Origin of the sequence: Mycobacterium sp. 141, assembly GCF_000382405.1 — a bacterium.
GTDB lineage: Bacteria > Actinomycetota > Actinomycetes > Mycobacteriales > Mycobacteriaceae > Mycobacterium.
Genome location: NZ_KB908277.1, coordinates 17,921 through 42,141 on the forward strand (window position 1 = coordinate 17,921; position 24,221 = coordinate 42,141).

At 65.6% G+C, this 24,221-nt stretch carries 24 protein-coding genes and 1 pseudogene; 13 read left to right on the forward strand and 12 right to left on the reverse strand.

The genetic code is table 11. The features are described from left to right. Window positions 1-337 precede the first annotated feature (337 nt). On the reverse strand, window positions 338-1,138 hold the full coding sequence (locus H276_RS0120920) for a tyrosine-protein phosphatase (protein ID WP_019973239.1): 801 nt from the start codon (window positions 1,136-1,138) through the stop codon (window positions 338-340). After that, the gene (locus H276_RS0120925; protein WP_196807970.1) at window positions 1,135-2,400 is read right to left on the reverse strand and encodes an acyl-CoA dehydrogenase family protein; all 1,266 of its coding nucleotides are present in this window, start codon (window positions 2,398-2,400) and stop codon (window positions 1,135-1,137) included. Before H276_RS0120925 ends, H276_RS0120920 begins: the two co-directional genes overlap by 4 nt. Window positions 2,401-2,456: 56 nt before the next feature. Between H276_RS0120925 and H276_RS0120930 the strand changes: the two genes are divergently transcribed. Continuing rightward, window positions 2,457-2,918, forward strand: a complete 462-nt coding sequence (locus tag H276_RS0120930) for a nuclear transport factor 2 family protein (protein ID WP_019973241.1) — start codon at window positions 2,457-2,459, stop codon at window positions 2,916-2,918. Here the strand turns inward: H276_RS0120930 and H276_RS0120935 are convergent. Continuing rightward, the gene (locus H276_RS0120935) at window positions 2,864-4,147 is read right to left on the reverse strand and encodes an MFS transporter (RefSeq protein WP_019973242.1); all 1,284 of its coding nucleotides are present in this window, start codon (window positions 4,145-4,147) and stop codon (window positions 2,864-2,866) included. The genes H276_RS0120930 and H276_RS0120935 overlap by 55 nt on opposite strands. A 61-nt stretch (window positions 4,148-4,208) precedes the next feature. Continuing rightward, the gene (locus tag H276_RS0120940) at window positions 4,209-5,090 is read right to left on the reverse strand and encodes a LysR family transcriptional regulator (RefSeq protein WP_019973243.1); all 882 of its coding nucleotides are present in this window, start codon (window positions 5,088-5,090) and stop codon (window positions 4,209-4,211) included. Between the two features lie 75 nt (window positions 5,091-5,165). Here H276_RS0120940 and H276_RS0120945 point away from each other — a divergent pair, with 75 nt between their 5' ends. After that, window positions 5,166-5,816, forward strand: coding sequence for a response regulator transcription factor (locus tag H276_RS0120945; RefSeq protein ID WP_036461513.1), 651 nt, complete (start codon window positions 5,166-5,168; stop codon window positions 5,814-5,816). Between the two features lies 1 nt (window position 5,817). Then, window positions 5,818-6,987 carry a sensor histidine kinase gene (locus H276_RS0120950; protein WP_019973245.1) on the forward strand — a complete coding sequence of 390 codons (1,170 nt, stop codon included), beginning with the start codon at window positions 5,818-5,820 and terminating at the stop codon, window positions 6,985-6,987. A gap of 4 nt (window positions 6,988-6,991) precedes the next feature. Here the strand turns inward: H276_RS0120950 and H276_RS0120955 are convergent, their stop codons facing one another. The 5 genes from H276_RS0120955 to H276_RS0120975 all read right to left on the reverse strand — a co-directional run bounded on the left by H276_RS0120955 (window position 6,992) and on the right by H276_RS0120975 (window position 13,944). Then, window positions 6,992-8,569 (reverse strand): LCP family protein, encoded by a 1,578-nt coding sequence (locus tag H276_RS0120955; protein WP_155943211.1) that lies wholly within the window; start codon window positions 8,567-8,569, stop codon window positions 6,992-6,994. A gap of 83 nt (window positions 8,570-8,652) precedes the next feature. Beyond that, window positions 8,653-9,792, reverse strand: coding sequence for an acyl-CoA dehydrogenase family protein (locus H276_RS0120960; protein ID WP_019973247.1), 1,140 nt, complete (start codon window positions 9,790-9,792; stop codon window positions 8,653-8,655). 36 nt (window positions 9,793-9,828) lie between these two features. After that, window positions 9,829-11,268, reverse strand: a complete 1,440-nt coding sequence (gene pntB, locus H276_RS0120965; RefSeq protein WP_019973248.1) for a Re/Si-specific NAD(P)(+) transhydrogenase subunit beta — start codon at window positions 11,266-11,268, stop codon at window positions 9,829-9,831. 28 nt (window positions 11,269-11,296) lie between these two features. Next, entirely contained in the window at window positions 11,297-12,832 is a 1,536-nt protein-coding gene (locus H276_RS0120970) for a Re/Si-specific NAD(P)(+) transhydrogenase subunit alpha (protein WP_019973249.1), read from the reverse strand. 107 nt (window positions 12,833-12,939) lie between these two features. Continuing rightward, on the reverse strand, window positions 12,940-13,944 hold the full coding sequence (locus H276_RS0120975; RefSeq protein WP_019973250.1) for a magnesium transporter CorA family protein: 1,005 nt from the start codon (window positions 13,942-13,944) through the stop codon (window positions 12,940-12,942). Window positions 13,945-14,076: 132 nt separating this feature from the next. On the opposite strand from H276_RS0120975, the gene H276_RS0120980 reads away from it, so the two are divergent. Further along, on the forward strand, window positions 14,077-14,694 hold the full coding sequence (locus H276_RS0120980) for a DUF1345 domain-containing protein (RefSeq protein ID WP_026357262.1): 618 nt from the start codon (window positions 14,077-14,079) through the stop codon (window positions 14,692-14,694). A 15-nt stretch (window positions 14,695-14,709) separates the two neighbouring features. On the opposite strand, the gene H276_RS24890 is transcribed toward H276_RS0120980, so the two are convergent. After that, a complete protein-coding gene (locus tag H276_RS24890) occupies window positions 14,710-14,820 on the reverse strand; it encodes a hypothetical protein (RefSeq protein ID WP_019973252.1) in 111 nt (36 codons plus the stop codon). A 91-nt stretch (window positions 14,821-14,911) separates the two neighbouring features. Here H276_RS24890 and H276_RS0120990 point away from each other — a divergent pair, with 91 nt between their 5' ends. Then, entirely contained in the window at window positions 14,912-15,577 is a 666-nt protein-coding gene (locus H276_RS0120990; RefSeq protein WP_019973253.1) for a TetR/AcrR family transcriptional regulator, read from the forward strand. On the opposite strand, the gene H276_RS0120995 is transcribed toward H276_RS0120990, so the two are convergent. After that, window positions 15,574-16,392 (reverse strand): class I SAM-dependent methyltransferase, encoded by an 819-nt coding sequence (locus H276_RS0120995; protein WP_019973254.1) that lies wholly within the window; start codon window positions 16,390-16,392, stop codon window positions 15,574-15,576. The genes H276_RS0120990 and H276_RS0120995 overlap by 4 nt on opposite strands. Further along, a complete protein-coding gene (locus tag H276_RS0121000; protein ID WP_026357263.1) occupies window positions 16,389-16,862 on the reverse strand; it encodes a MarR family transcriptional regulator in 474 nt (157 codons plus the stop codon). Before H276_RS0121000 ends, H276_RS0120995 begins: the two co-directional genes overlap by 4 nt. A gap of 107 nt (window positions 16,863-16,969) precedes the next feature. Between H276_RS0121000 and H276_RS0121005 the strand changes: the two genes are divergently transcribed. The 8 genes and pseudogenes from H276_RS0121005 to H276_RS0121040 all read left to right on the forward strand — a co-directional run bounded on the left by H276_RS0121005 (window position 16,970) and on the right by H276_RS0121040 (window position 24,214). Continuing rightward, a complete protein-coding gene (locus tag H276_RS0121005) occupies window positions 16,970-17,422 on the forward strand; it encodes a thioesterase family protein (protein ID WP_019973256.1) in 453 nt (150 codons plus the stop codon). Continuing rightward, complete coding sequence (locus tag H276_RS0121010) at window positions 17,406-17,849, forward strand: SRPBCC family protein (protein WP_026357264.1); 444 nt, start codon at window positions 17,406-17,408, stop codon at window positions 17,847-17,849. The genes H276_RS0121005 and H276_RS0121010 overlap by 17 nt, the downstream gene beginning before the upstream one ends. 353 nt (window positions 17,850-18,202) lie before the next feature. Next, window positions 18,203-18,479, forward strand: a pseudogene (locus tag H276_RS24300) (long-chain fatty acid--CoA ligase); the annotation flags it as partial. 228 nt (window positions 18,480-18,707) lie between these two features. Beyond that, window positions 18,708-19,451: an MlaE family ABC transporter permease gene (locus H276_RS0121020; protein ID WP_369758541.1), complete on the forward strand. Its 744-nt coding sequence runs from the start codon at window positions 18,708-18,710 to the stop codon at window positions 19,449-19,451. Window positions 19,452-19,545: 94 nt separating this feature from the next. Then, window positions 19,546-20,322, forward strand: a complete 777-nt coding sequence (locus H276_RS0121025) for an MlaE family ABC transporter permease (RefSeq protein WP_369758542.1) — start codon at window positions 19,546-19,548, stop codon at window positions 20,320-20,322. Between the two features lie 4 nt (window positions 20,323-20,326). Beyond that, on the forward strand, window positions 20,327-21,547 hold the full coding sequence (locus tag H276_RS0121030) for an MCE family protein (protein ID WP_019973262.1): 1,221 nt from the start codon (window positions 20,327-20,329) through the stop codon (window positions 21,545-21,547). Between the two features lie 61 nt (window positions 21,548-21,608). After that, a complete protein-coding gene (locus H276_RS0121035; RefSeq protein WP_019973263.1) occupies window positions 21,609-22,640 on the forward strand; it encodes a virulence factor Mce family protein in 1,032 nt (343 codons plus the stop codon). Continuing rightward, a complete protein-coding gene (locus tag H276_RS0121040) occupies window positions 22,637-24,214 on the forward strand; it encodes a virulence factor Mce family protein (RefSeq protein WP_026357265.1) in 1,578 nt (525 codons plus the stop codon). The genes H276_RS0121035 and H276_RS0121040 overlap by 4 nt, the downstream gene beginning before the upstream one ends. Window positions 24,215-24,221: the final 7 nt, after the last annotated feature.

Below are 24,221 nucleotides of genomic sequence, written 5' to 3' on the forward strand. Positions count from 1 at the left end.
GGCATTCGCGGTCGCGGCATGCGTCCGGCGGGTGCCGCATGCGTAGGCGGGGGTTGGTGCAGGAACCGCGGCAGCGCCGCCCTGTGGCGGTGGTAGGCGGTCTTTTGTGAGCGACAAAGTCGCCGATAGCCGGGCATGTGACAGCTGATGACTCGACATGCTGAAGTGATATGAGTGTCAATTGGGGTTGTTGCCGGTGGGGCTAATGACATCCAGACGGTCGTGTGTGGCGATTTGAGCGACAAAGTCGCGAACAGCCGGGCAGAACGACCAAGTGTTCTGCCCGGTGACCAGTGTGACAGTTGATCATCGTGACGACGGTGACGTAGCCCGGGAACTAGCCGAGGAGCGTCGCCCGCAGGCCGACGAGGTCTATCTCGGTCACCGCGGCGGCCTGCAGGAAGCCGGCCGTCGAACCGTAGTTGTCCTCCAGTGTGCGCCAGGCCGCGTCGAGGTACTCCTCGCGCACCCCGAGCACCTCGTCGGTCAGCCGGGCTTCGGCGAAGGACAACACCTCGGAGCGCTCCGCGGACCGGGCCCGCACCGACTCCAGGATGTGCTCACGCAGCGGCCCGATGGCGTCGTTGCTGCGGAGGAAATCGGCCATCACGGCGTCTCTCGGCATGCCGACGGCATTGAGCACGGTCGCCACGGTGAACCCGGTACGGTCTTTGCCGGCGAAGCAGTGGGCGAGCACCGGCCGGCCCGCGGCCAGTAGCGAGATCACTTGGCGCACTGCGGTATGCGCGCCGGGCAACGTCGGGAACTCCTGGTACACCTCGACCATGTACCGTTTGGCGGCGGCCACCACATTCTCGCTGCCCGGTGATTCGGACATCACCCGCTGGAATGTCGACTCGTGCGGGGCGTCCTGATCGGAGTCGTCCTGGAAGTGGAATGGCAGCATGTGTATCTCGACGCCGTCGGGAACCAGGCCCGGTCCCCAGCGTTGCACCTCGCGGTGCGAGCGCAGGTCGGCAACGTCGGTGATGGCGAGATCGACGAACCGGTCGCGCCCCGCGTCGGAGAGTGCGCTCAACTCACTGGACCGGTAAAGCCGCCCCGGCCGAATCCCGGTGTACTCCGCGACATCCCGGAAGTTCCACGCCCCCGACAGTTCCCCCAGTCCGACGGTCACTGTGCTGTCACCGCCGTATTCGATTGGCGGCACGCCGCCGTGTCTGATTGGCGGCACACCGCCGTTGCCAGCGGGGACTTCTCTCGACCGAGTTCCGCACGCGCGATGGTGCGCATGTGCACCTCGTCGGGCCCGTCGAACAATCGCATCGCGCGGTGCCAGCCGTACAGCCGCGCCAACGGGAAATCGTCGCTGATCCCGGCCGCGCCGTGTACCTGGATGGCCCGGTCGATGACAGTGCACGCCACCTGCGGGGCCACCGACTTGATCTGGGCCACCAGCACATGTGCGGCCTTGTTGCCCTGCTGGTCGATGGTCCACGCGGCCTTCTCGCACAGCAGCCGGGCTTGGTCGATTTCGTTGCGGGACTTGGCAATCGACTCGCGCACCACACCCTGCTCGGCCAACGACTTACCGAACGCGACACGCTTCTGCGCCCGGTCGACCGTCAACGCCAACGCGCGCTCGGCGGCCCCGAGCGCGCGCATACAGTGGTGGATGCGGCCCGGACCCAGCCGGGCCTGAGCGATCGCGAACCCGCTGCCCTCCGCGTACAGCAGGTTCTCGGCAGGCACCCGCACGTTGTCGAACACGATCTCGCAGTGCCCGTGCTGATCCTGCCAACCGAACACCGGCAAGGAACGCCGGACGGTGACCCCCGCTGCATCAATCGGCACCAAGATCATCGACTGCTGGGCGTGGCTGGCCGCGTCGGGGTTGGTGCGGCCCATGACGATCAGGATCTTGCAGCGCGGGTCGGCCGCCCCGCTGATCCACCACTTGTGGCCGTTGATCACGTAGTCGGCCCCGTCGCGCAGCATCGTGGTCTCGATGTTGCGGGCATCCGAGGAAGCCACAGCGGGTTCTGTCATCGCGAACGCGCTGCGGATGTCCCCGGCCAGCAGCGGCTCCAGCCACTGCTTGCGCTGTGCCTCGGTCGCGAACAGGTGCAGGGTCTCCATGTTGCCGGTGTCGGGGGCCCCACAGTTGATCGCCTCGGGGGCGATCTCGGGGCTCCAGCCCGAGATCTCGGCGAGCGGCGCGTACTCCAGATTGGTCAGCCCCGACTCCGAGGGCAAAAACAGATTCCACAGTCCGGCGGCCTTCGCCTTGGCCTTGAGCTCCTCGATCACCGGCGGCACCGTGTGGTCTTTCGGACCCTTCTCCTCTCGATAGGCGTCGTAGGACACCTCTGCCGGGAAGACGTGCTCGGTCATGAAGTCGGTGAGCCGCTTGTGGTATTCAGTCGCCTTGGCCGACATCGCGAAGTCCATGCAAGCCACGATATGACACATGGTTAGACAGGTAGAAAGGTGACATGACCGGACCTCGCCCCCCGTTCCCGCCGTTCACTCAGGAAACAGCTGCGCAGAAAGTCCAAGCCGCTGAAGACGCGTGGAACACCCGCGATCCGCAACGCGTCAGCGTGGCCTACACGCCGGATTCCCACTGGCGTAACCGTGCTGAACACATCGTCGGGCGGGAGCAGATCGTGGCGTTCCTGACCCGCAAATGGGAGCGCGAACTGGACTATGTGCTGCGCAAGAGCCTGTGGGGCTTCCGGGAAAACCGAATGGCGGTGCGGTTCCAGTACGAATGGCACGACGCCGACGGGCAGTGGTATCGCAGCTACGGCAACGAGCTGTGGGAGTTCACTGATGACGGGCTGATGGCGCGCCGTGAGGCCAGCATCAACGACGTCCTCATCGACGAATCGCAGCGGCGTTACTTCGGTCCGCGGCCGGAATCGGAGTACGGCCGCGACATCGAGCTCTGGTAATTGAGCGGCTCGCCGCTGCAGCGATTGAGCGGCTCGCCGCTGTGGCGATTGAGCGTGCACGCCAGCAACCCCGCCACCACCGCCAGGCCGATGACCAGCGCCGCTACGGCAGGCCAGCCGACAGCATCAAACGCCACGCCGCCGAACCAACCGATCGCGCTGGACCCGCCGTAGTAGAAGAGGTTGTACAGCGAGGAGGCTTGCGCCTTGCCCTCGGGGGCTGCGGCGGTGCCCACCCAACCTGAAAGTATGGCGTGCGCCCCGAAGAACCCTGCGGTAGCGATCACCAGGCCAGCCAGCACGGCCGCGAGGTTGTCGCTCAGCGTGATGGCGACGCCGACGATCATCGTCGCGATGGCGGCGAGCAGTACCGTCCGCCGGCCGAACCGAGTGGCTTCGGCCCCGGCCCGCGCCGACGCCCAGGTGCCGGCCAGGTAGGCCAGGAACACCAGGCTGACCACGGTCTGGGGCAGGTGGAAGGGTGCAGCGATCAGCCGGAAGCCCAGGAAGTTGTAGATCGCGATGAACCCGCCCATCAGCAGGAAACCCTGGGCGTACAGCACCAGTTGACGCGGTGAGCGCAGGTTGGCCCACAGCCGCGGGCCCAGCTCGCGGTGGCTGCGGGCGGGGGTGAACCCCTGCGCGGGCGGGGCCAGTTTGGCGAACGCAAACGCAGCCAGCCCGCACAGCACGGCCACCGTCAGCACGCCGACACGCCAGCCGAAGTGTTCGGCGATGGGGCCCGTTATCAAGCGGCCGGACAGCCCGCCGATCGTCGTGCCTGCGACGTAGGTGCCAGCGGCCCGGGCCGCATGTCCGGCGTTGATCTCCTCGGTCAGGTACGCGACCGCGATTGCCGGCACTCCAGCCACCGCCAACCCCTCTAGAAAACGACCGGTCAGCAGCAGGTGGAAAGTCGGTGACAGCGGCACCAGCAGCCCGAGAACCGCGGCGGCCGTGACGGATATCGTCATCGCCTGGACGCGGCCGATGCGGTCTGCCAGCGCCGCCCACGGGATCACCCCGACCGCGAGACCTATGGTCGCCGTCGATATGGCCAGTGCGGTGCCGGCAGCGCCGGTGCCCAGGTCGTGCGCGATCAGGGGCAGCACGGCCTGTGGGGAATACAGTTGCGCGAAGGTCGCGACTCCGGCGCAGAACAACGCGGTGAGCAACCGCCGGTAGTCGGCGGAGCCGCGCGTGTGCCCTTGCCAGTCAACGGAGATCACAGGAGCAGCAGTCACGCCGTTGACGGTAGGCAGCTACGCCTGATGTGTCCAATGCATAGATTTAGTATTCTTCATGCGGTTCACGCATGACGAACTGAGCGAACCTCTCGGCAGCGGGCGGCAACGGACGGTCCGCGGACCAGGCCAGGCCCAGCTGGCGCTTGGCCGAGGTCTGCGACAACGGGATGTAGACCGCTCCCGGCTCGGCCCGCTCGGGCCGCGGAACCGGCACCACCGCGACGCCGAAACCGGCCGCGACCAAACCCTCCATGGTTGGGATCTCCATGGCCTCGAACACCACCTGCGGCTCGATCCCGGCCTCCGCGCACAATTCGTCGGTGAGCTGACGCAGCCCGAACCCGGATGCCAGCGCGACGAACGGCTCGGCGCCGGCGTCGGCCAGGCGGATCCGGGTCCGCCCGGCGAGCCGGTGTCCGCGCGGCACAGCCAGGCACAACCGTTCCAGATACAGCCCGCACCACCGGTATCCCTCCGGGCGGGGCGAGGTGATGGCCAGGTCCACCCGGCCGCCGGCGAGCGCTTCGACGATCTCGTGGGCGGCACCCTGGATCAGGCCGAACTGCACACGCGGAGCTTCGACGCGGAACCGGCGCAGCAGATCCGGAACGAACCAGCTGGCCTGCGAGTGCAGGAACGCCAGCCGAACGGTTCCGGTGTCGGGATCGCGCAGGGCGGCGATTCGCTCAGTGGCAGAACGTATTTCGGCCGAACTCCGGCGCGCGTGCTCGAGCAGGATCTCGCCGTAGGCGTTGAGCCGTAACCGGCGGCCCACCCGGTCGAACAGCGGTGTGCCCACCTCGTCCTCCAACCGGGCCAGCGCGCGCGACAGCGTGGGCTGGCTGATGTGCAGCTCGGCCGCGGCGTCGGTGACGTGCTCGGTTTCGGCGAGCACGACGAACCAGTGCAGCTCGTCCAGGTGCATGTGGTGATTGTCCCGGGTCCCGTTCCAGCGGCAGAACCAAGGGGTTTTCCGGCCGGTGAAGAGCGACGCTGTGGGATGCTGTGCCCCATGGCCGACAAGGTGCGGGTGGTGGTGGGCGATGACCACCCGATGTTCCGCGAAGGTGTGGTGCGGGCACTGACCTCCAGTGGTGAGATCGACGTCGTCGCCGAGGCCGACAACGGCGCGGACGCACTGGAGCTCATCAAGACCCATCGCCCCCAAGTGGCTCTGCTGGACTACCGCATGCCGCAACTCGACGGCGCTCAGGTGGCGGCCGCGGTCAGCCGCGACGAACTGGGGACCCGGGTGTTGTTGATCTCCGCGCATGACGAGTCGGCCATCGTGTACACGGCCCTGCAGCAGGGCGCGGCGGGGTTCTTGTCCAAGGAGTCGACCCGCAGCGAGCTGGTCAACGCGGTGTTGTCCTGCGCGAAGGGTCGCGACGTGATCGACCCGAACCTGGCCGCTGGGCTGGCCGGCGAAATCCGGCGGCGCAACGATCCCGATACCCCGGTGCTCAGCCCGCGTGAGCGTGAGGTGCTCGATCTCATCGCCAAGGGCCGCAGCATTCCGGCCATGGCCAAGGAGCTCTACCTCGCGCCGTCGACGGTCAAGACGCATGTGCAGCGGCTCTACGAGAAGCTCGGGGTCGGTGACCGCGCGGCCGCGGTCGCCGAGGCGATGCGGCGCAAGCTGCTGGACTGATATGCCGTTTCAACTTCAACGGACCGTCGACTTCTTTGCCTCCCAACCCGTCCGGGTGTCGGCGATATTGCGGATCCCGTTGATCGTGCTGATCCTCCTGCTGGTCTCGGTGTGGGAAGTGGACCACTGGCTGCCCGAGGTCTACGCGGTGATCATCGGCGTGTACGCCATAGCGGCGGTGCTCTGGCTGGTGGTGGTGCTGCGCGGGCCGACGCCGCGCTGGGTGGAGTGGGCGTCGACGGCCGTGGACGTGCTGGTGCTGGTGGCGCTGTGCGCGGTTTCGGGTGGTGCCACCGCGGCGCTGCTGCCGGTGTTCTTCCTGCTGCCGATCTCCATCGCGTTCCAGGACCGTCCGATGCTCACCGCGCTGCTGGGCGCTACGACCGCACTCGGCTACCTGGTGGTGTGGATCTTCTACTCCAAGCGCGACGACAACGTCGGGATGCCCAACGTCGTCTACATGAACGTGGGCTTCCTGGTCTGGCTTGCGGTGGCGACCACCGCGTTGTCCCTGGTGTTGGTGCGCCGGTCGGCGCGGGTGCGGTGGCTGCTGGAGGTGCGCCGCCGTTTGGTGTCGGAATCCGCTCGCGCCGACGACATCCGCAATGCCGAACTCGCGGAGCACCTGCACGACGGGCCGTTGCAGACCCTGCTGGCCGCGCGGCTGGATCTCGACGAGATCCGCGAACGCATTCCGGATCCAGCGCTGGACCGGGTACGCGCGGCGCTGCAGGAGACCGCCGCCGGGTTGCGTTCGACGGTCACCGAGCTGCACCCGCAGGTGCTCGCGCAGCTCGGGCTCGCCGCGGCGGTGCGGGAATTGTTGCGCCAGTACGACAATCGCGATCTGGTGATCACCGCCGACATCGGGGATGTCGGCCAGCCGGCGTCGCAGGCCCTGCTGTACCGGACAGCCCGCGAACTGTTGGCGAATGTGAACAAGCACGCCCGCGCCACCGAGGTGACCGTCGGCCTGCATTGCAAAGGGGATCGGATCGTGTTGGTGGTGGCCGACGACGGCGTCGGCTTCGACCCGGCGAAGGTGACGACATCCGTCGCAAGCGGGCACATCGGCTTGGCGTCCTTGCAGGTCCGGATCGAAGCCAACGGCGGGACCATCGACGTCGACACCCGGCCGGGAGCGGGTACCCGCGTGACAGTGGTGCTCTAGCAGCCTATTTGACGCACGGAATACCGGACACCTTCATCCGGGTCAGGTCCGTAGGCGCGGGCGTGTAGCTGCCGGTCGCGGTGGCGGCCACGGTGGTCACCGGTGCGCTCGCCGTGGTCGATGAGGTCGTCGTCGACCCCGAAGTCCCGGACGACGTCTCGCTGCCCGACATTGCGTCGACACCCCGGTCGAGGTACTTGTCTGTGGGGAAGTCGGTGCCGATGGTCAATTGCACGGCGCCGGGAGCGACACCGGTGGACGGCTCGGCCGTCAGTCCCAGTTCGTCGGCCAACGCGTGCGCCGCCGCATCGGCGCCCTGCCCGAATTCGAGCGTGGTGGTCGCCGACAACGCCGGTGCGTCACCGATCTGACCTTCGGTGAATCCCTTTGCGGTGAAGGTGGATTCCAGATGTGTGGCCAGCCCACTGTAGGACGACGCGTTGACTACGTCGAGCACAGCACCGTGACCGTCGAGTTTCGACTCTTTCGCCGACGTACTGGTCGGCGCGGAATCGGGTCCGGAGACCAGGTCGTGCACGATCTTGCGGACGGTGGGTACGTCGATGATGTTGACGTCCTCGCCCAGCGAGTCCCGCCCGAACTCCTTGATCGGCAGCGTGTACAGCGACGGCGGATGATCGGTGAGAGCCGATGCGCGTCTGGTGAATTCGGCGAGATCAAAACCGGAGTCCAGGGCCACGTTCTGCTTGGCGACGTTCAGTAGGTTGTGCAGCGTGCTGGCGTTGTTCAGCCCGCCGTTGTGGCCCAGTGCGGAGACCAGGGCCGCGATGAATGCCTGCTGGCGCCGGGTGCGGTCCAGATCGGTGAAGTTCTCGTCGTTGACGTCACGGCGCTGCCGCACGAACGCCATCGCCTGGGCGGCGTCGATCTCCTGGACGCCCTTGCGGAAGTTGGCTCCCGAGTACGGATCCGAGGTGTCGGCGTTGAGGCATACGGTGATCGGCTCGACAGTCTTGGCGATCTGGAAGAACGCGCCCAAGGTGACCTCGACGAAGTGATCGATCGGGATACCCAGCAGATTGCGCACCGTGGCGATCTCGGCTTTGCGGCCCGCCTCACGGGCCTGCTGCTCGTGGACGGCCACGTTGTCGGTGTCCGACTCCATGTGGTCCATCGCGTGCTGGTAGGCCAGCCCGTAGGCCTGCTTGATCTTGCCCTTGCAGGTGCCCGAGGGGCATCCGGCCAGCTGTACGTAGTCGTCGCGCGGGATGGAGAACGCCGTGGCCGGGCTGCCGTCGCCGGGGAGATGCACGACGATCAGCACGTTGGAGTTGTAGCCGCCCACCGTCTCGTCGCCGGCGTGCAGTGCGTCGTAGATGTCCTGCGGCAGCGGGTTGCCGTGCTGATCGAGCCGGCTGTCCAGCCCCATGATGAGGATGTTCTCGGCGTTACCCGACGACGCGGGACCGCCCGCCAGCGCATTGGACGTGGTGATGCCGTTGAGTGCTCCGTGATAGCCGGCCCAGGCCATGCCCGTGCCCGCCAGCACGGCTGTCGCGGCCAGGCCGACGGTCACTCTGCGGGCAACCCGAAGACCGCGGCGTGGTGCTCGGCGGTCCATCCGGTGCCGAGCGGAATGGTGCGCATGCGCGGGCTGTGTCATAGTCGCCTGTCATTATGGGCTGCCTGCCATTATGCGGCCTGTCAGGATCCCAACCCCCGCGCGATCACCAGCCGCTGGATCTGGTTGGTGCCTTCGAAGATCTGGGTGATCTTGGCTTCCCGCATGAAACGTTCTACGCGGAAGTCACGCGTGTAGCCGACCCCGCCGAAGACCTGCACGGCGTCGGTCGTCACTTTCATCGCGGCGTCGGTGGCGGTCAGCTTGGCCACGCTGGCCTGCATCGAATACGGGAGACCGGCATCGCGGCGGCGGGCGGCGTCGAGATAGGTGGCTCGAGCGCTCAGCACCGCGGCGGCCATGTCGGCGAGCAGGAACCCCAGGCCCTGATGGTCGATGATCTTGCGGCCGAACGTGCTGCGCTCGTTGGCGTAGCGCACGGCCTCGTCGAGCGCGGCCTGGGCGATACCCACGGCTACCGCGGCGATGCCCAAGCGTCCCGAATCCAGGGCCGAGAACGCGATGGACAGACCCTGGCCCTCGGCACCGATGAGCCGCTCGGCTTCGATCTCGGCGTTGTCGTAGAACGCCGAGGTGGTGGGTACCGCGTGCAGGCCCATCTTCTCCTCGGGCTTCCCGAAGGTCAGGCCTTCCAGATCCCCGGGAACCAGGAAGCATGACACTCCGCGGGAACCCTCGCCCGTGCGCGCGAACAACGTATAGAAGTCGGCCTTGCCGCCATGGGTGATCCACGCTTTGGAGCCGTTGAGCACGTAGCTGTCACCGGAGCGCTTGGCCGCACAGCGCAGCGCCGCGGCATCCGAGCCCGCCTGGGGCTCCGACAGGCTGTACGCGCCGATCTGGCTGCCCGAGAGCATGCCGGGCAGCCAGCGCTGCTTTTGCTCGTCGCTCCCGAACATCAGCAGTGGATGCGATGACAGGCTGTTCACGCTGACCGCGACCGCGACGGCGGCCCACCGGGCGGCGATCTCCTCGAGCACCTGCAGGTACACCTCGTAGGGCTGACCGCCGCCACCCCATTCCGCGGGCTGGGGCAGGCTCAGCAGCCCCGCGTCCCCCAACCGGGCGAAGACCCCTTCCGGATATTTTTCGTGCCGCTCATATTCGTCGACGATCGGATCCAGTACCTTGTCGGCGATATCGCAGGTCAGGGCGACGAGTTCGCGTGCCTCATCGGATGGCAGTAAGCGGTCGACCGGCATACTTGCACATCCTAGTTTCCTGCTCGGCCCGGACGGTTACACGCGCTGTGCGGCGGGCAGGGCGGCAAGGATGTCGTTCACCCGGTCGCGGGCGTCGCCGAACAGCATCTGGGTGTTCTCGCGGAAGAACAGCGGGTTCTGCACACCGGCGTAGCCCGAGGCCATGGACCGCTTGAACACGATGACGTTGTCGGCGTTCCACACCGTCAGCACCGGCATACCCGCGATCGGACTGCCCGGATCCTCGGCCGCCGCCGGGTTCACGGTGTCGTTGGCGCCGATCACGAGCACGACGGAGGTGCCGTCGAAATCGTCGTTGATCTCGTCCATCTCGAGCACGATGTCGTAGGGCACCTTGGCCTCGGCCAGCAGCACGTTCATGTGACCGGGCAGCCGGCCGGCGACCGGGTGGATGCCGAAGCGGACGTTGACGCCGCGCTCGCGCAGTTTGCGGGCCAGGTCGGCGACACCGTACTGAGCCTGCGCCACGGCCATGCCGTAGCCGGGGGTGATGATGACCGAGTCGGCGTGGCTGAGCAGCTCGGCCGCGCCCTCGGCGGTGATCTCGCGGGGTTCGCCGTAGTCCTTATCCTCGGCGGGGCCAGCCTCGATCCCGAACCCGCCGGCGATGACAGAGATGAACGACCGGTTCATGGCCTTGCACATGATGTAGGACAGGTAGGCACCAGAGGAGCCGACGAGTGCGCCGGTGATGATCAGCAGGTCGTTACCGAGCAGGAACCCCGAGGCGGCCGCGGCCCACCCGGAGTAGCTGTTGAGCATCGACACCACCACGGGCATGTCGCCGCCGCCGATGGAGGCCACCAGGTGCAAGCCCAGCAGCAGCGCGAGCGCGGTGACCACCACCAGTAGCCACAGGTGGGGTTCGATGACGAACCACACGGTGAGCGCGAAGAAGACCACCAACGCCCCGACGTTGAGAAAGTTCTTGCCGGGCAGCATCAGTGGTGCGGACTTGATGCGGGCCGAGAGCTTGAGGTTCGCCACGATCGAGCCGGTGAAGGTGACAGCGCCGATGAAGACGCCGACGAACACCTCGGCCGAGTGGATGCCGAGCATGTGTTCGCCGGTCAGTTTCGCGGCTTCGGCGCCGGCCAGATCGTGCTCGACGTGCAAGTAGCCGTTCCAACCGACGAGCACCGCAGCCAGGCCCACGAATGAGTGCAGCAGGGCGATCAGCTCGGGCATGCCCGTCATGTCGACCACTCGGGCGCGCCACAGGCCTATCGCGGCGCCGATGATCATCGCGCCGACCAGCAGCGCCACGCCCATCGGCTCGATCTCGCGGTCGAACGCGAGCGCGATGGTCGCGGTCAGGGCGATCGTCATGCCGACCATACCGAAAGTATTTCCGGCCCTGGATGTCTCGTGTTTGGAGAGCCCGGCCAGCGCGAGGATGAACAGCAGCGCGGCGACGACGTAGGCCGCCGTGGCGATGTTTTCTAAAGTGAGCATGGAATCGGCTCCGAAGTTTCTGTGGGCACTAGCTGCGGGAGAACATGGCGAGCATGCGGCGCGTCACCGCGAATCCGCCGAATACGTTGATGCTCGCGAGCAGAATCGCCAGGCAGGCCAGCACGGTGACCGGGAGGTTGTGCTGGCCGATCTGCAGCAGGGCGCCCACCAGGATGATCCCGGAGATTGCGTTGGTCACCGACATCAGCGGGGTGTGCAGCGCGTGGTGCACGTTGCCGATCACGTAGTAGCCGATGACGATCGCCAGCGCGAACACGGTGAGGTGCACCTGCAGTGCCGACGGCGAGATCGCGATCAGCGCGAAGATGACGGCCGCGACGGCGAAGGTGACACCGAGCCGGCGCCCCATCGACATCGGGTGCTTCTCTGGCTTCGCCGCCGGCGTGGCGGCTGCCGGCTGGGCCACCGGCGCGGCAGAGACCTTTACCGGTGGCGGCGGCCAGGTGATCTCGCCGTCGCAGACGACCGTTATCGATCGCTGCACCACGTCGTCAAAGTCGAGGACGACTTTTCCGTCCTTCTCCGGGGTCAGCAGCTTGAGCAAGTTCACCAGGTTGGTGCCGTAGAGCTGGGAGGCCTGGGCGGGCAGCTGGCCGGCGAGGTCGGTGTAGCCGATTATGGTCACGCCGTTGTCGGTGACGGTCACCTGGTTTTTGACGGTGCCCTCGACGTTGCCGCCGTTGGTCGCGGCCATGTCGACGATCACGCTGCCCGATTTCATCGACGCGACCATGTCGGCGGTGATGATGCGTGGCGCGGGCCTCCCGGGGATCAGGGCCGTGGTGATGATGATGTCGATGTCTTTGCACTGCTCGGCGTACAGCGCGGCCTCGCGGGCCTTGTAGTCGTCACCCATCTCCTTGGCGTAGCCGGTGGCCGACACCTCATTTTCCGCGGTCGCGGGGTCAGCGACCGAGAGGTACTCCGCACCCAGCGACGCGACCTGATCGGCCACCTCGGGCCGGGGGTCGGTGGCCCGCACGATCGCTCCGAGGCTGCCGGCCGCACCGATCGCGGCCAGCCCGGCCACCCCCGCACCCACCACGAGCACCTTCGCCGGCGGCACCTTGCCCGCCGCGGTCACCTGACCCGTGAAGAACCGGCCGAACTCATGAGCCGCCTCGATCACCGCGCGGTAGCCCGCGACGTTGGCCATCGAGGACAGCACGTCCAGCGACTGAGCCCGCGAGATCCGCGGCACCGCGTCCATCGCCAACACCGTGATCGGTCGGGTGGACAGTTTTTCGACGAGCTCGGGGTTCAGTGCCGGTGAGATCAGGCTGACCAGCATCGCGCCGTCGCGCAGCTCGGCGATCTCGTTGTCGTCGGGTGCGTTCACCTTCAGCACCACGTCGGCATCCCACGGCTGCCCGATCTCCGCGCCGGCCGCTACGTAGGCACTGTCGGCGAAGCTGGACGCCGCGCCGGCACCGGATTCGACGACAACTGTGTGGCCGAGCTTGATGATCTGTCCGACGGTCTGCGGAGTGGCGGCAACACGCGTTTCCCCTGGTTGAGACTCTTGCGGTATCCCAATGATCATCTAGTTCTATCCGATCTGTTGATTGGGCATCGATTGAGTCTCCCATTTGCACCGCGCGACCACGCATCCCTTTTACGGGGGCGAGTCGTGCGCTCATCACTGCATCGCTACAGCCAATCGCGGCGTTTGAACATCACGTACAGCAGGACGACGAGCACGACGATCAGAGCCGAGCTGGCGATGAAGCCCACCACGGTGTTGATCCCTGGGTACGTGACGTTCTGGCCGTAGAAGCCGGTGATGGCCGTCGGCACGGCGATGATCGCGGCCCAACCGGTGAGCTTCTTCATGACGGTGTTGAGCCGCGCGTCCTGCAGTGACAGGTTGGTCTCGAAAACGGTGGTGACCATGTCCCGCAGGGACTCGGTCCACTCCGAGGCCCGCAGCACATGGTCGTAGAGATCGGCGTAGAGCGGGTCGAGGTCGGGGGAGATCTGCGAATCCATCCGTCGATGCTGAATGGTGCTGACCACCTCGCGCATCGGCAGGACCACACGCCGCAGCTGGACCAGATCCTTGCGGAGCCGGAAGGTGCGCCGCTGCAGCCCCCGCCGCGGCCCGCCGTCGTCGAACAGCTCGTCTTCGAGCGACTCGATGGCGTCGTCGAGTTCTTGGACAGCGTCGAAATGTCCGTCGACCACGACGTCGAGCAGACCGTGGACCAGCGCGCCGACGCCGTACTGCTGTCCGCCGAGCTCGTCGAAACGTCGGGACACCTCATCGATGTCGAAGTCGGTGGCCTCCGACTCGGTGGGCGGCAACCGCACGGTGATCAGCCCGCGGGGCAGCACGAAGGCCGAAATACGGTGTTTGACCAGGATGGTCGAGATGTCGTCGGTGGGGATGCGCAGGTGCACGGCGTAGACCGTGAAGAACGTATGGGTGTGGTACACGGACGCCTTGGTGCGTTCCATCGGCGCCATAGCGTCCTCGACGGCCCAGATGTTGAGCCCGAGTTCCTCGGCCAACGCCCGCAGTGTGCCATGGTCCGGATCGTAGATATCAGCCCATATCAGGGCCTCCTCGTCGGTCAGGCAGTCCGAGATCTCGTCGAACATGAAGCCGTCGACCGGCTTGCCGGCTCGCCAGATCCGCCCGTGCACCTGGGTCATGGGTATCGAGTCAATCACGCTCCGCGGCACTGACCATCGTCAGCGTCTGGCCCTTGGCCGTGGTCGGTTGCCGGTACGCTCCGGTGAGCCGAATCCGGGGTGATCGGGGGAGCTGTGAGCGATCGGTCGTCGATATCGGGGGCCAACAGGTTCTGGATCAGCCTGGCTACCGGCCTGGCCGTCGGCGCGGTCGCGGGGGCCCTTTCCGGGCACTGGCCTGTCGGTCTGCTGACGGTGGTCATCGTCACGGCGGGGCTCAGCGTGGTGTGGGCGTTGGCAGTGCTGTGGCCGATGGATCCCGACCAGACGCGGGAACATGCGAGCGATGCCGATGTCAAAGGTGACGTTGGGGACCTGATGCTGGTGCTCATCCTCGCGGCCAGTCTCGCCTCGATCGGCATCCTGCTGGCATCGGCCAACAACGCTGACAAAGCCCGGTATGCGGGTATGTCGCTGGTGGCGATTCTGGCGGTGTGGGCGCTGCTGCACACCATGTACGCCGCGCGCTATGCCCGGATCTACTACCAGAGCGAGCCGACGGACATCGACTTCAATTCCGATGTCCCGCCCCGGTATGTCGACTTCTACTACTTCTCGTTCAACCTCGGGATGACCTACCAGGTGTCCGATACCAACGTCACCACCTCGCAGCTGCGCAGTGAGGTCCTCAAGCACTGTCTGTTCAGTTACATCTACGGCACGGTGATCATCGCGTGCACCATCAACCTGGTCATCAACCTCGTCGGATAATCGCCGACGGGTGGACTACACCGGGGGATACGCCGGGGGCGGGTACACACCGCGCAGGCCCCACGGAACCCAGTTGAAGAAATACTCGATCTCGTCACTGGCGTCATAATCCGGAGTCGGATCCATGTGCGAAGTCTAGACCGGTTACGCCCACGCGGAACAGGCATTGCCTACACTGTTCAACCAACGAGTTGATAGGTGAGGTACGGGGTTTTACATGGCATCCGATGCAGAAGCAGGACGAGGTCGCGGCGCCGCGTCCGCCAACGGTACCTCGCGGCGGGACGAGCTACTGAGTGTCGCCGCGAAACTATTCGCCGCGCGCGGTTACCACGGCACCCGGATGGATGACGTGGCCGAGGCCGTCGGCCTGAACAAGGCCACGGTCTACCACTACTACGCGAGCAAGTCGCTCATCCTCTACGACCTCTACAAGAGCACTGCGGATTTCACCGTCGAGGCCCTCCATGACGATCCGACCGCCTCGGCCCGCGAAACGATCTACAACTTCACCCGGCGGCTCATGGTCGGCATCGCCAACGACCTGGAGAAGGCGGCGGTGTACTTCCAGGAGGGGCCCTACATCACCGAGTGGTTCACCGAAGAGCAGGTCGCCTATATCCGACGCGCCGAGACCCAGGTCTACGAGCATGTCCGCGACGTCATCGACCGCGGCATCGCCAGCGGCGAGTTCTACGACTGCGACTCGCACGTGTTGGCCCTGGGCTACATCGGGATGACCCTGGGTGCCTATCGGTGGCTGCGGCCGCACGGCCGGCGTTCGGCGCAGGAGATCGCCATCGAGTTCAGCACCGCGTTGCTGCGCGGGCTCATCAAGGACGAGGCCATCCGCAACGAATCGCCGCTGGGCGTCGAAGTCTAGAACCGGAACCGGTTCAACACGTCGTAGCGGCCGGCGACGGTGGCGTTGAAGAAGCCCAGCAGCAGCCGTTGTGGCGCGAGCGGGATCGTCCTGTAGTTGGCGTACGCCGGAACGCGGTCGACGAGCCGTAGCCGCGGATTCCAGCGTTCGACCTCGCTCATGTCACTGATGCCCCACTTGATCATCCCGTTGCTCAACAGTCTGGACAGTTTGGGGCCGATCGGGGCGATCGTGTCGAAGTCGATCTCGCCATGCTCGAAGCGGTCGGTCAGGCGCTGCAGCAGCTCCCGCACATCGCTCGCGGCGAGGTACATGAGCAGCCCCTCGGCCACGATCAACGTGGGACGGCCGGTGGGAACCTCGTCAAGCCAGCCGGGATCGGTCACCGACGATCCGATCATGCGGTAACCGGGCCCATCTTCATAGAGCTTGCGCCGCAGCTCGACCACGCCGGGCTGGTCCACGTCGAACCAGTCGACGGTGGCGGGGCGCCGCACGCGGAAGGCCCGAGTGTCCAGGCCGCACCCGAGGTGCAGCACGACGGCGTCGGGGTGACGGGTCAGGAAGTCGACGGTCCAGTCATCGAGTTGCTTGGCGCGCAACCCGACCAGGAACTGGTTGGCCCACGGCAGTGCGGCCCGGCGCATGCGCTTGAAGTCGTAGTCGATGCGCTCGACGGCCTCGGCGGCCGCATGATCACCGAGAACCGGTTGCGGCAACCGGCTTTCGCATGCCCGTAGATAGAGCGTGCACAGGTTGGTCCATTCCACCGACCCCCAGCGCACGGAGCTGAAGTCCACCTTGTTGGTCGTCATGACCCGCTCCTTTGTGATTCCCGGTACTGGGCCCACAGCCCGATCATTTCGTCGTGGTACGCCTGGCTGGAGAATTCGCAGAAGTGCTTGAAATCCTCGAGCCGTTCGCGTTGGTCGGGGCGGTTCTCGTCGAGGATCGCCAGCCCGAACTCGGCGGCCTCGATGCCGAGCTTCATCCGTGACAGCTGCACGCTGAGCACGCTGGTGAACCCTCCCGGGCGCACGCGGTAGCGGTGCTGTCGGTTGGCGCTGGGCAGCCGCTCGATCAGCCCGCCCTCTTGCAGTTGGCGTGCGACGGTGCTCACCGAGGCCTTGCTGACCGACAAGGTGTCGGCCAACGCCGTCAGCGACTGGTCGGGCGGGTCGGCGATCATCAGCCAGCCGTAGACCCGACCCATGGTCCGCGACGCGCCGAGCTGCTCCATGAACAGCCCGATACGGTCGACGAATTCGGACTCTTCCGGTGACAACACCCCTCCAGATAGTTCGTTCAGTACAAACTGAATGAACTATACGTCAGACCGGCCGTCGAGGAACTCACCGGCAACGAGGGCGCCGTGACTGCAAGACTTCAGCCATGACCGAGGCCCCCGCCGCACCCACCTCTGCCGACTTTCCGCTGCACTGGCCGGTGCTCACCCGGTGGACCGACAACGATATGTTCGGCCACCTGAACAACGCGGTGTACTACGAGCTGTTCGATACCGCGATCAATGCGTGGATCAACACCAACTGCCATATCGACCCGATCACAGCACCCTGGCTCGGGGTCGTGGCCGAGTCGGGCTGCCGTTTCCTCTCGGAGTTGCAGTTTCCGGATCTGCTGGTGGTGGGGTTATCGGTGACTCAGTTGGGCCACAGCAGCGTCACCTACCGGCTGGGACTCTTTCGGCCCGACGGCCCGGTCGCCGCGGTGGGTCACTGGGTGCATGTCTACGTCGAGCGGAGCTCCCGGCGCCCGGTACCGATTCCCGAGGCGATCCGGTCCCTGCTGGAGTCGATATGCTCGGCGGATGCCGCTGGTAAGTAAGACCGTCGAAGTCGAATCCCCCGCTCAGGCGATCATGGCAATCGTCGCCGATTTTGAGGCGTATCCGCAATGGAACCCGGAGATCAAGGGTTGCTGGATTTTGGCCCGCTACGACGACGGGCGGCCCAGCCAGCTGCGGCTGGACGTCGAGATTCAGGGTCAATCCGGCGTTTTCATCACCGCCGTCTACTACCCCACCGAGACCCAGATTCACACCGTGCTGCAGCAGGGCGACCACTTCTCCAAGCAGGAGCAGCGATTTTCCGTCGTGTCACTCGGGGCGAACACCCTGCTCCAGGTGGATCTCGACGTCGAGGTCGACACCAAGCTGCCGATCCCGAGCCTGATGGTGAAGAAGCTCGCCGGTGACACCCTGGACCACCTCGCCAGCAGCCTGATCGCCAGGGCAGCGCAGCTGTCGGCGTAGTCACGCAACCGGCCTGTCCCACACGGCTACAGGTTCGTTGTGACGCTGCACTATTTGCAGCGCTGCGGAAAGCATGTCGGCTCTGCCCGGCTACTAGCGACAAAGTCGCTGAAGCCACCTCTAGGGTCACGGTGGCCTCTTGGGCAACATTCATCGAACCACGTTGGCCGCTTTGGTAGCTGGTGTCGCGTCAGTCCCGATAGTTGTGTGTCTACGCTGCGAGCGACTTTGTCGCTAGTAGCCGGGCACGGTGAAATATGTTGCGAGACAGGCTGTTGAGGCCCTCGTGTCGCATGCGCTCGGATCCGCCGAGGCGATCGTGGCAAGTGTGACCGATGGGGTGATATCAGCGCCGGAAGAAGGACATGATCATCTCCGGCGGCGAGAACATCTACTGCGCGGAGGTCGAAAACGTGCTGGCAGCGCACCCGGCGATCGTCGAGGCGGCCGTGATCGGGCGTCCGCACGAGAAGTGGGGTGAGGTGCCCGTGGCCGTCGTGGCACTGCACGGCGGCGGGCAAGGTGCGCAAGACCGAACTACGTGAGCGGTTCGGCGTGCGGGCGCAGATTGACGTTAGCGAAAGTTATTCTCCGTCAACGGATTCTGCTGGTCATCACGCAGAACAATGAATGGGATCGGGGTTTGCTAACGGATCGCGGCGCAATCCAGCCGATGCAGTACACGGCCCCACTGGTATCGGGTACAGTCCTGTGGTCTCACTTACTACCCACGAGTAGGGAGATTCCGATCACGGGGTTGAGCCAAGGAGGGGGCGTGCGGCAGGTCCAGGGGATGCACCGGTGACGGCATCGACCAACGCGGTTGTCGACTACGTCCGTGATCAGCTCGAAAAGCCGATGTCCATGGTCGGTGGCTTCTTCAAGATGACTGTACTCACCGGCAAGGCACTTCTCACTCGACCGTTCCAGTGGAAAGAGTTCGTTTTTCAGAGCTGGTTTCTGATTCGCGTCGCGTTCCTGCCCACCCTGGCGGTTTCCATCCCGCTGACCGTGCTCATCATCTTCACGTTGAACATCCTGCTCGCGGAATTCGGCGCGGCAGACATCTCCGGCGCCGGTGCCGGCCTGGCCGCAGTGACGCAGCTCGGGCCCCTCGTGACGGTTTTGGTCGTGGCGGGTGCCGGCTCGACGGCCATCTGTGCCGACCTCGGCGCCCGGACGGTCCGCGAGGAGATCGACGCCATGGAGGTGCTCGGCATCGACCCGATCGAGCGCCTCGTGGTTCCCCGCGTCGTCGCCGCGACGTTCGTCGCCTTCCTGCTCAACGGCACCGTGATCATCATCGGCCTGGTCGGTGGCTTCTTCTTCGGTGTGTACATCCAGAACGTCTCGGCCGGTGCCTACGTCTCCACGCTGACGCTGCTCACCGGTTTCCCCGAGGTCATGATCTCGGTCATCAAGGCCACGATCTTCGGTCTGATCGCCGGCCTGGTCGGCTGCTACCGCGGGCTGACGACAGCAGGCGGTTCGAAAGGTGTCGGTACCGCGGTGAACGAGACCCTGGTCTTGTGCGTCATCGCTCTTTTCGCAGTCAACGTCGTCCTCACCACCATCGGTGTGCGGTTCGGAACGAAGACCTGAGATGAGTACGGCAACCGTCCTTCGCTCCCGGTTTCCCCGGGCGTTCTCGCGTACATCCGAGGTGGCGGCTGCTCCGGCGCGGCTGCTCGACAGCATGGGCCATGTCGCATGGTTCGTGGTGCAGGCGGTCGGTCACGTCCCCCACGCGCTCCGGTACTACCGGCGTGAGACGCTCCGGCTGGTCGCCGAGATCGGCATGGGCACCGGCGCCATGGCCGTCATCGGCGGCACCGTCGCCATCATCGGCTTCGTCACCCTCTCGGCCGGTTCACTGATCGCCATCCAGGGTTTCGCATCCCTGGGCAACATCGGTGTCGAGGCGTTCACGGGCTTCTTCGCGGCACTGGCCAACATCCGCGTCGTCGCGCCGGTGGTCACCGGTCAGGCGCTGGCCTCCACGGTCGGCGCCGGCGCCACCGCCGAACTCGGCGCCATGCGCATCAGCGAAGAGGTCGACGCGTTGGAAGTCATGGGCATCAAGTCGATTTCGTACCTGGTGTCCACCCGACTCATGGCCGGCGCCATCGTCATCATCCCGCTGTACGCGATGGCGATCCTGCTGTCGTTCCTGTCGGCGCAGACGGTGACGACCATTTTCTATGCACAGTCTGTCGGAACGTACGAGCACTACTTCCACACGTTCCTGCGCGTCGACGACGTGATGTGGTCCTTCCTCGAGGTCATCATCATGTCGATCATCGTGATGCTGAACCACTGTTACTTCGGCTATTTCGCCAGTGGCGGTGCTGTCGGTGTCGGTGAGGCAGTGGGGAGGTCGATGCGCACCTCGTTGATCGCGATCGTGATGGTGGTTCTGTTGGCATCGTTGGCGCTGTACGGCACCAACCCCAACTTCAACCTCACGGTGTAGCGCCATGACCGCGCCGCACGCCCCCCTGAACAAGTCGAGGACGCCGCCGTACAAGTTGGCGGGGCTCGTGCTGGCCGTGATCACCGCGCTGATTCTCGGCCTGACCTGGTTGCAGTTTCGTGGGGTGTTCGAGCCCAAGACGCAGCTGACGGTGCTGTCCGGCCGGGCCGGGTTGTCGATGGACCCGGGGTCGAAGGTCACCTACAACGGGGTGCCGATCGGCCGGCTGGCCTCGGTGCACGTCGTCGAGGTCAACGACAACCCGGAAGCCAAGCTGATCCTGGACGTCGACCCGAAGTACCTGCACCTCATCCCGCAGAATGTCGACGCCGAGCTGCGGGCCACCACAGTGTTCGGCAACAAGTACATCTCGTTCATCTCACCGGCGAATCCGTCGGTCGAGCGCGTCTCCGCAGATACGCCGATTCAGGCGCAGGGCGTGACGACCGAGTTCAACACGCTGTTCGAAACCATCACGAAGATCTCCGAACAGGTCGACCCGATCAAGCTGAACGAGACCCTGACCGCGACGGCTCAGGCGCTCGATGGGCTCGGCGACAAGTTCGGCCAGTCGATCGTCAACGGCAACACCATCCTGGCCGACCTCAATGCGCGCATGCCCCAGATCCGCCACGACATCACGGGGCTGGCCGACCTGAGTGACGTGTACGCCAAGGCCGCACCGGATCTGTGGGACGGGCTGAGCAACGCCGTCACCACCGCCCGCACCCTCAACGACCAACGCGGCAACCTCGATCAGGCGCTGGTCGCCGCGGTCGGGTTCGGCAACACTGGCGGCGACATCTTCGAACGTGGCGGCCCATACCTGGTCCGCGGCGCCAAGGATCTGCTGCCGACGTCCGCTCTGTTGGACGAGTACAGCCCGGCGTTGTTCTGCACCATCCGCAACTTCCACGATGCGGCGCCGAGTGCTGCGGCGTCGCTTGGCGGCAATGGCTACTCGCTGCGGGAACGCGCGGAACTCGTCGGCGCGGCCAACCCGTACGTGTACCCGGACAACCTGCCCAGGGTGAACGCCAAGGGGGGTCCTGAGGGCCGGCCCGGCTGCTGGCAGCCCATCACGCGTGATCTGTGGCCGATGCCGTACCTGGTGATGGACACCGGTGCATCGATTGCGCCGTACAACCACTTCGAACTCGGCCAGCCGTTGACGGCCGAGTATGTCTGGGGCCGCCAAGTGGGGGAGAACACGATCAACCCATGAGTGAAGCTAGCGGAACGAATAAACAGAGGGCATGCGGAACCCGAGCCTGCGAGGGAGCCGCATGAGCATCAAGGGCACGCTTATCAAGCTCGGGATCTTCTCCCTGGTGTTGCTCACGTTCACCGGGCTCATCTTCGTGGTGTTCGCCCAGCTCCGGTTCAACAGCACCAGCGAGTACTCGGCGATCTTCAACAACGTCAGCGGTCTGCGCAGCGGGCAGTTCGTCCGCGCCGCCGGCGTCGAGGTCGGCAAGGTATCCAAGGTCGACCTGATCAACGGCGGCGAGCAGGCCGAGGTCACGTTCGACGTCGACAAGTCGTTGCCGTTGTTCGACCAGACCACCGCGGTGATCCGCTACCAGGACCTGATCGGCAACCGCTACCTCGAGCTCAAGCGCGGCGAGAGCAACAAGATCATCCCCCCCGGCAGCACCATCCCGCTGGAACGCACCCAGCCCGCGCTGGACCTCGACGCCTTGGTGGGTGGCTTCCGGCCACTGTTCAACTCGCTGGCCCCGGACAAGGTCAACACCATTGCCAAGTCGTTGATCACGGTCTTCCAGGGCCAGGGCGGCACCATCAACGACATCCTGGACCAGACCTCCCAGCTGACCTCCACGATCGCCGATCGGGATCAGGCCATCGGTGAGGTGATCAAGAACCTCAACATCGTGCTGGACACCACCGTCAAGCACCAGAAGCAGTTCGACGACACGCTGAAGAACTTCGAGACGCTGATCACCGGGCTGAAGAACCGGGCCGACCCGATCGCCGCCTCGGTGGCCAACATCAGCAACGTGGCGGGTTCCCTTGCCGATCTGCTCAGCGACAACCGGCCGCTGCTCAAGGACACTCTCGGATATCTCGACGTCATCCAGAAGCCCTTGATCGACCAGAAGCAGGAGGTCAACGACATCCTGGTGCAAATGCCGGCCGCATTGAAGATCATCGGACGTGCCGGTGGCATCTATGGTGACTTCTTCAACTTCTACGCGTGCGACATCACGTTGAAGCTCAACGGTTTGCAGCCGGGCGGACCGGTCCGAAACGTACGGATCACGTCGCAGCCGTCGGGTAGGTGCACGCCGAAATGAGGACACTGCAGGGTTCCGACCGGTTCCGTAAGGGCCTGATGGGCGTGGTTGTCGTCGCGCTCATCATCGGTGTGGGTTCGACGTTGACCAGCGTGCCGATGATCTTCGCGGTGCCGACCTACTATGCGCAGTTCACCGACACCGGTGGTCTGAACCTGGGTGATCGAGTGCGGATCGCCGGCATGGACGTCGGCGACGTCAGGTCGATGGACATCAACGGCGACAGGGTGGTGATCGGCTATACGCTCGGCGGCCGCACCATCGGCACCGAGAGCCGGGCCGCGATCCGGACCGACACCATCCTGGGTCGCAAGAACATCGAGATTCAGCCGCGAGGCAACCAGACTCTGCCCCCGCGCGGGATTCTGCCGGTAGGCCAGACGACGACGCCCTACCAGATCTACGACGCCATCTTCGACGTCACACGCAACGCCTCGGGCTGGGACACCCAGTCGGTTCGTCAATCGCTGAATGTGCTGTCGGAGACGGTGGATCAAACCTCGCCGCACCTGAGCGCCGCGCTGGACGGGGTGGCCAGGTTCTCCGAAACCATCGGCAAGCGTGACGATCAGATCCGGCAACTGCTGGCCAACGCGAACAAGATCGCCACCGTGCTCGGCGACCGCAGCACGCAGGTCAACCAGCTGCTGGTGAACGCGCAGACCCTGTTGGCCGCGGTCAACCAGCGCGGCCAGGTCGTCAGCATGCTGTTGGAACGGGTGTCGGCGGTATCGCATCAGGTCGAGGGCTTGATCAGCGACAACCCGAACCTCAACCACGTGTTGGAGCAGCTCCGCACGGTCAGCGACATCCTGGCCCAGCGCAAGCAGGACCTGGCCGACACGTTGAGTATCGCGGGCAAGTTCATCACGTCATTGGCCGAGGCGCTGGCCTCCGGCCCGTACTTCAAGGTCATGCTCGTCAACTTGTTGCCGCCGCAGATTCTGCAACCGTTCGTCGATGCTGCGTTCAAGAAGCGCGGTATCGATCCCGAGGAGTTCTGGCGCAACGCGGGCCTGCCGTCGTTCCGGTTCCCAGACCCCAACGGCGAGCGATTCGAGAACGGCGCACCGCCGCCCGCCCCGACCCCGCTGGAAGGCACTCCCGAGCATCCGGGACCGGCCGTCCCGCCCGGTTCTCCGTGCTCGTACACGCCGCCCGCCGACGGTATCCCGTCCCCGGGCAACCCGCTGCCGTGTGCGGCCGCCACCACGGGACCGTTCGGCGACAACCCGTACGGCGCGAACTACACCCCGCCGGACGTCGCCACATCAGCGCCGAATCCGGATGGCGTCGCGCATTCGCCGGGCGTCCCCAGCGCGGTCATCCCCGGTCAGCTGCCGCCGGATCAGCCGGGTGCGCCGGCGCCGCTGGCCCCCGGTCCGCCGGGTGCCCGCACGGTGCCGGTCAGCCCGCAACCGGGGCCCGACGAGTTCGTCCCCGGGTTTGCCCCGATACCGCCACCGCTGAACGCACCGCCGGCGCCGCCCGGCCCCGGACCGGAATTACCTCCTGCGGGTACGGCCCCGTTGCCGGGTAACCCGCCGTTCCTTCCGCCCGGGTCGCAGGGATAGGTAGGGG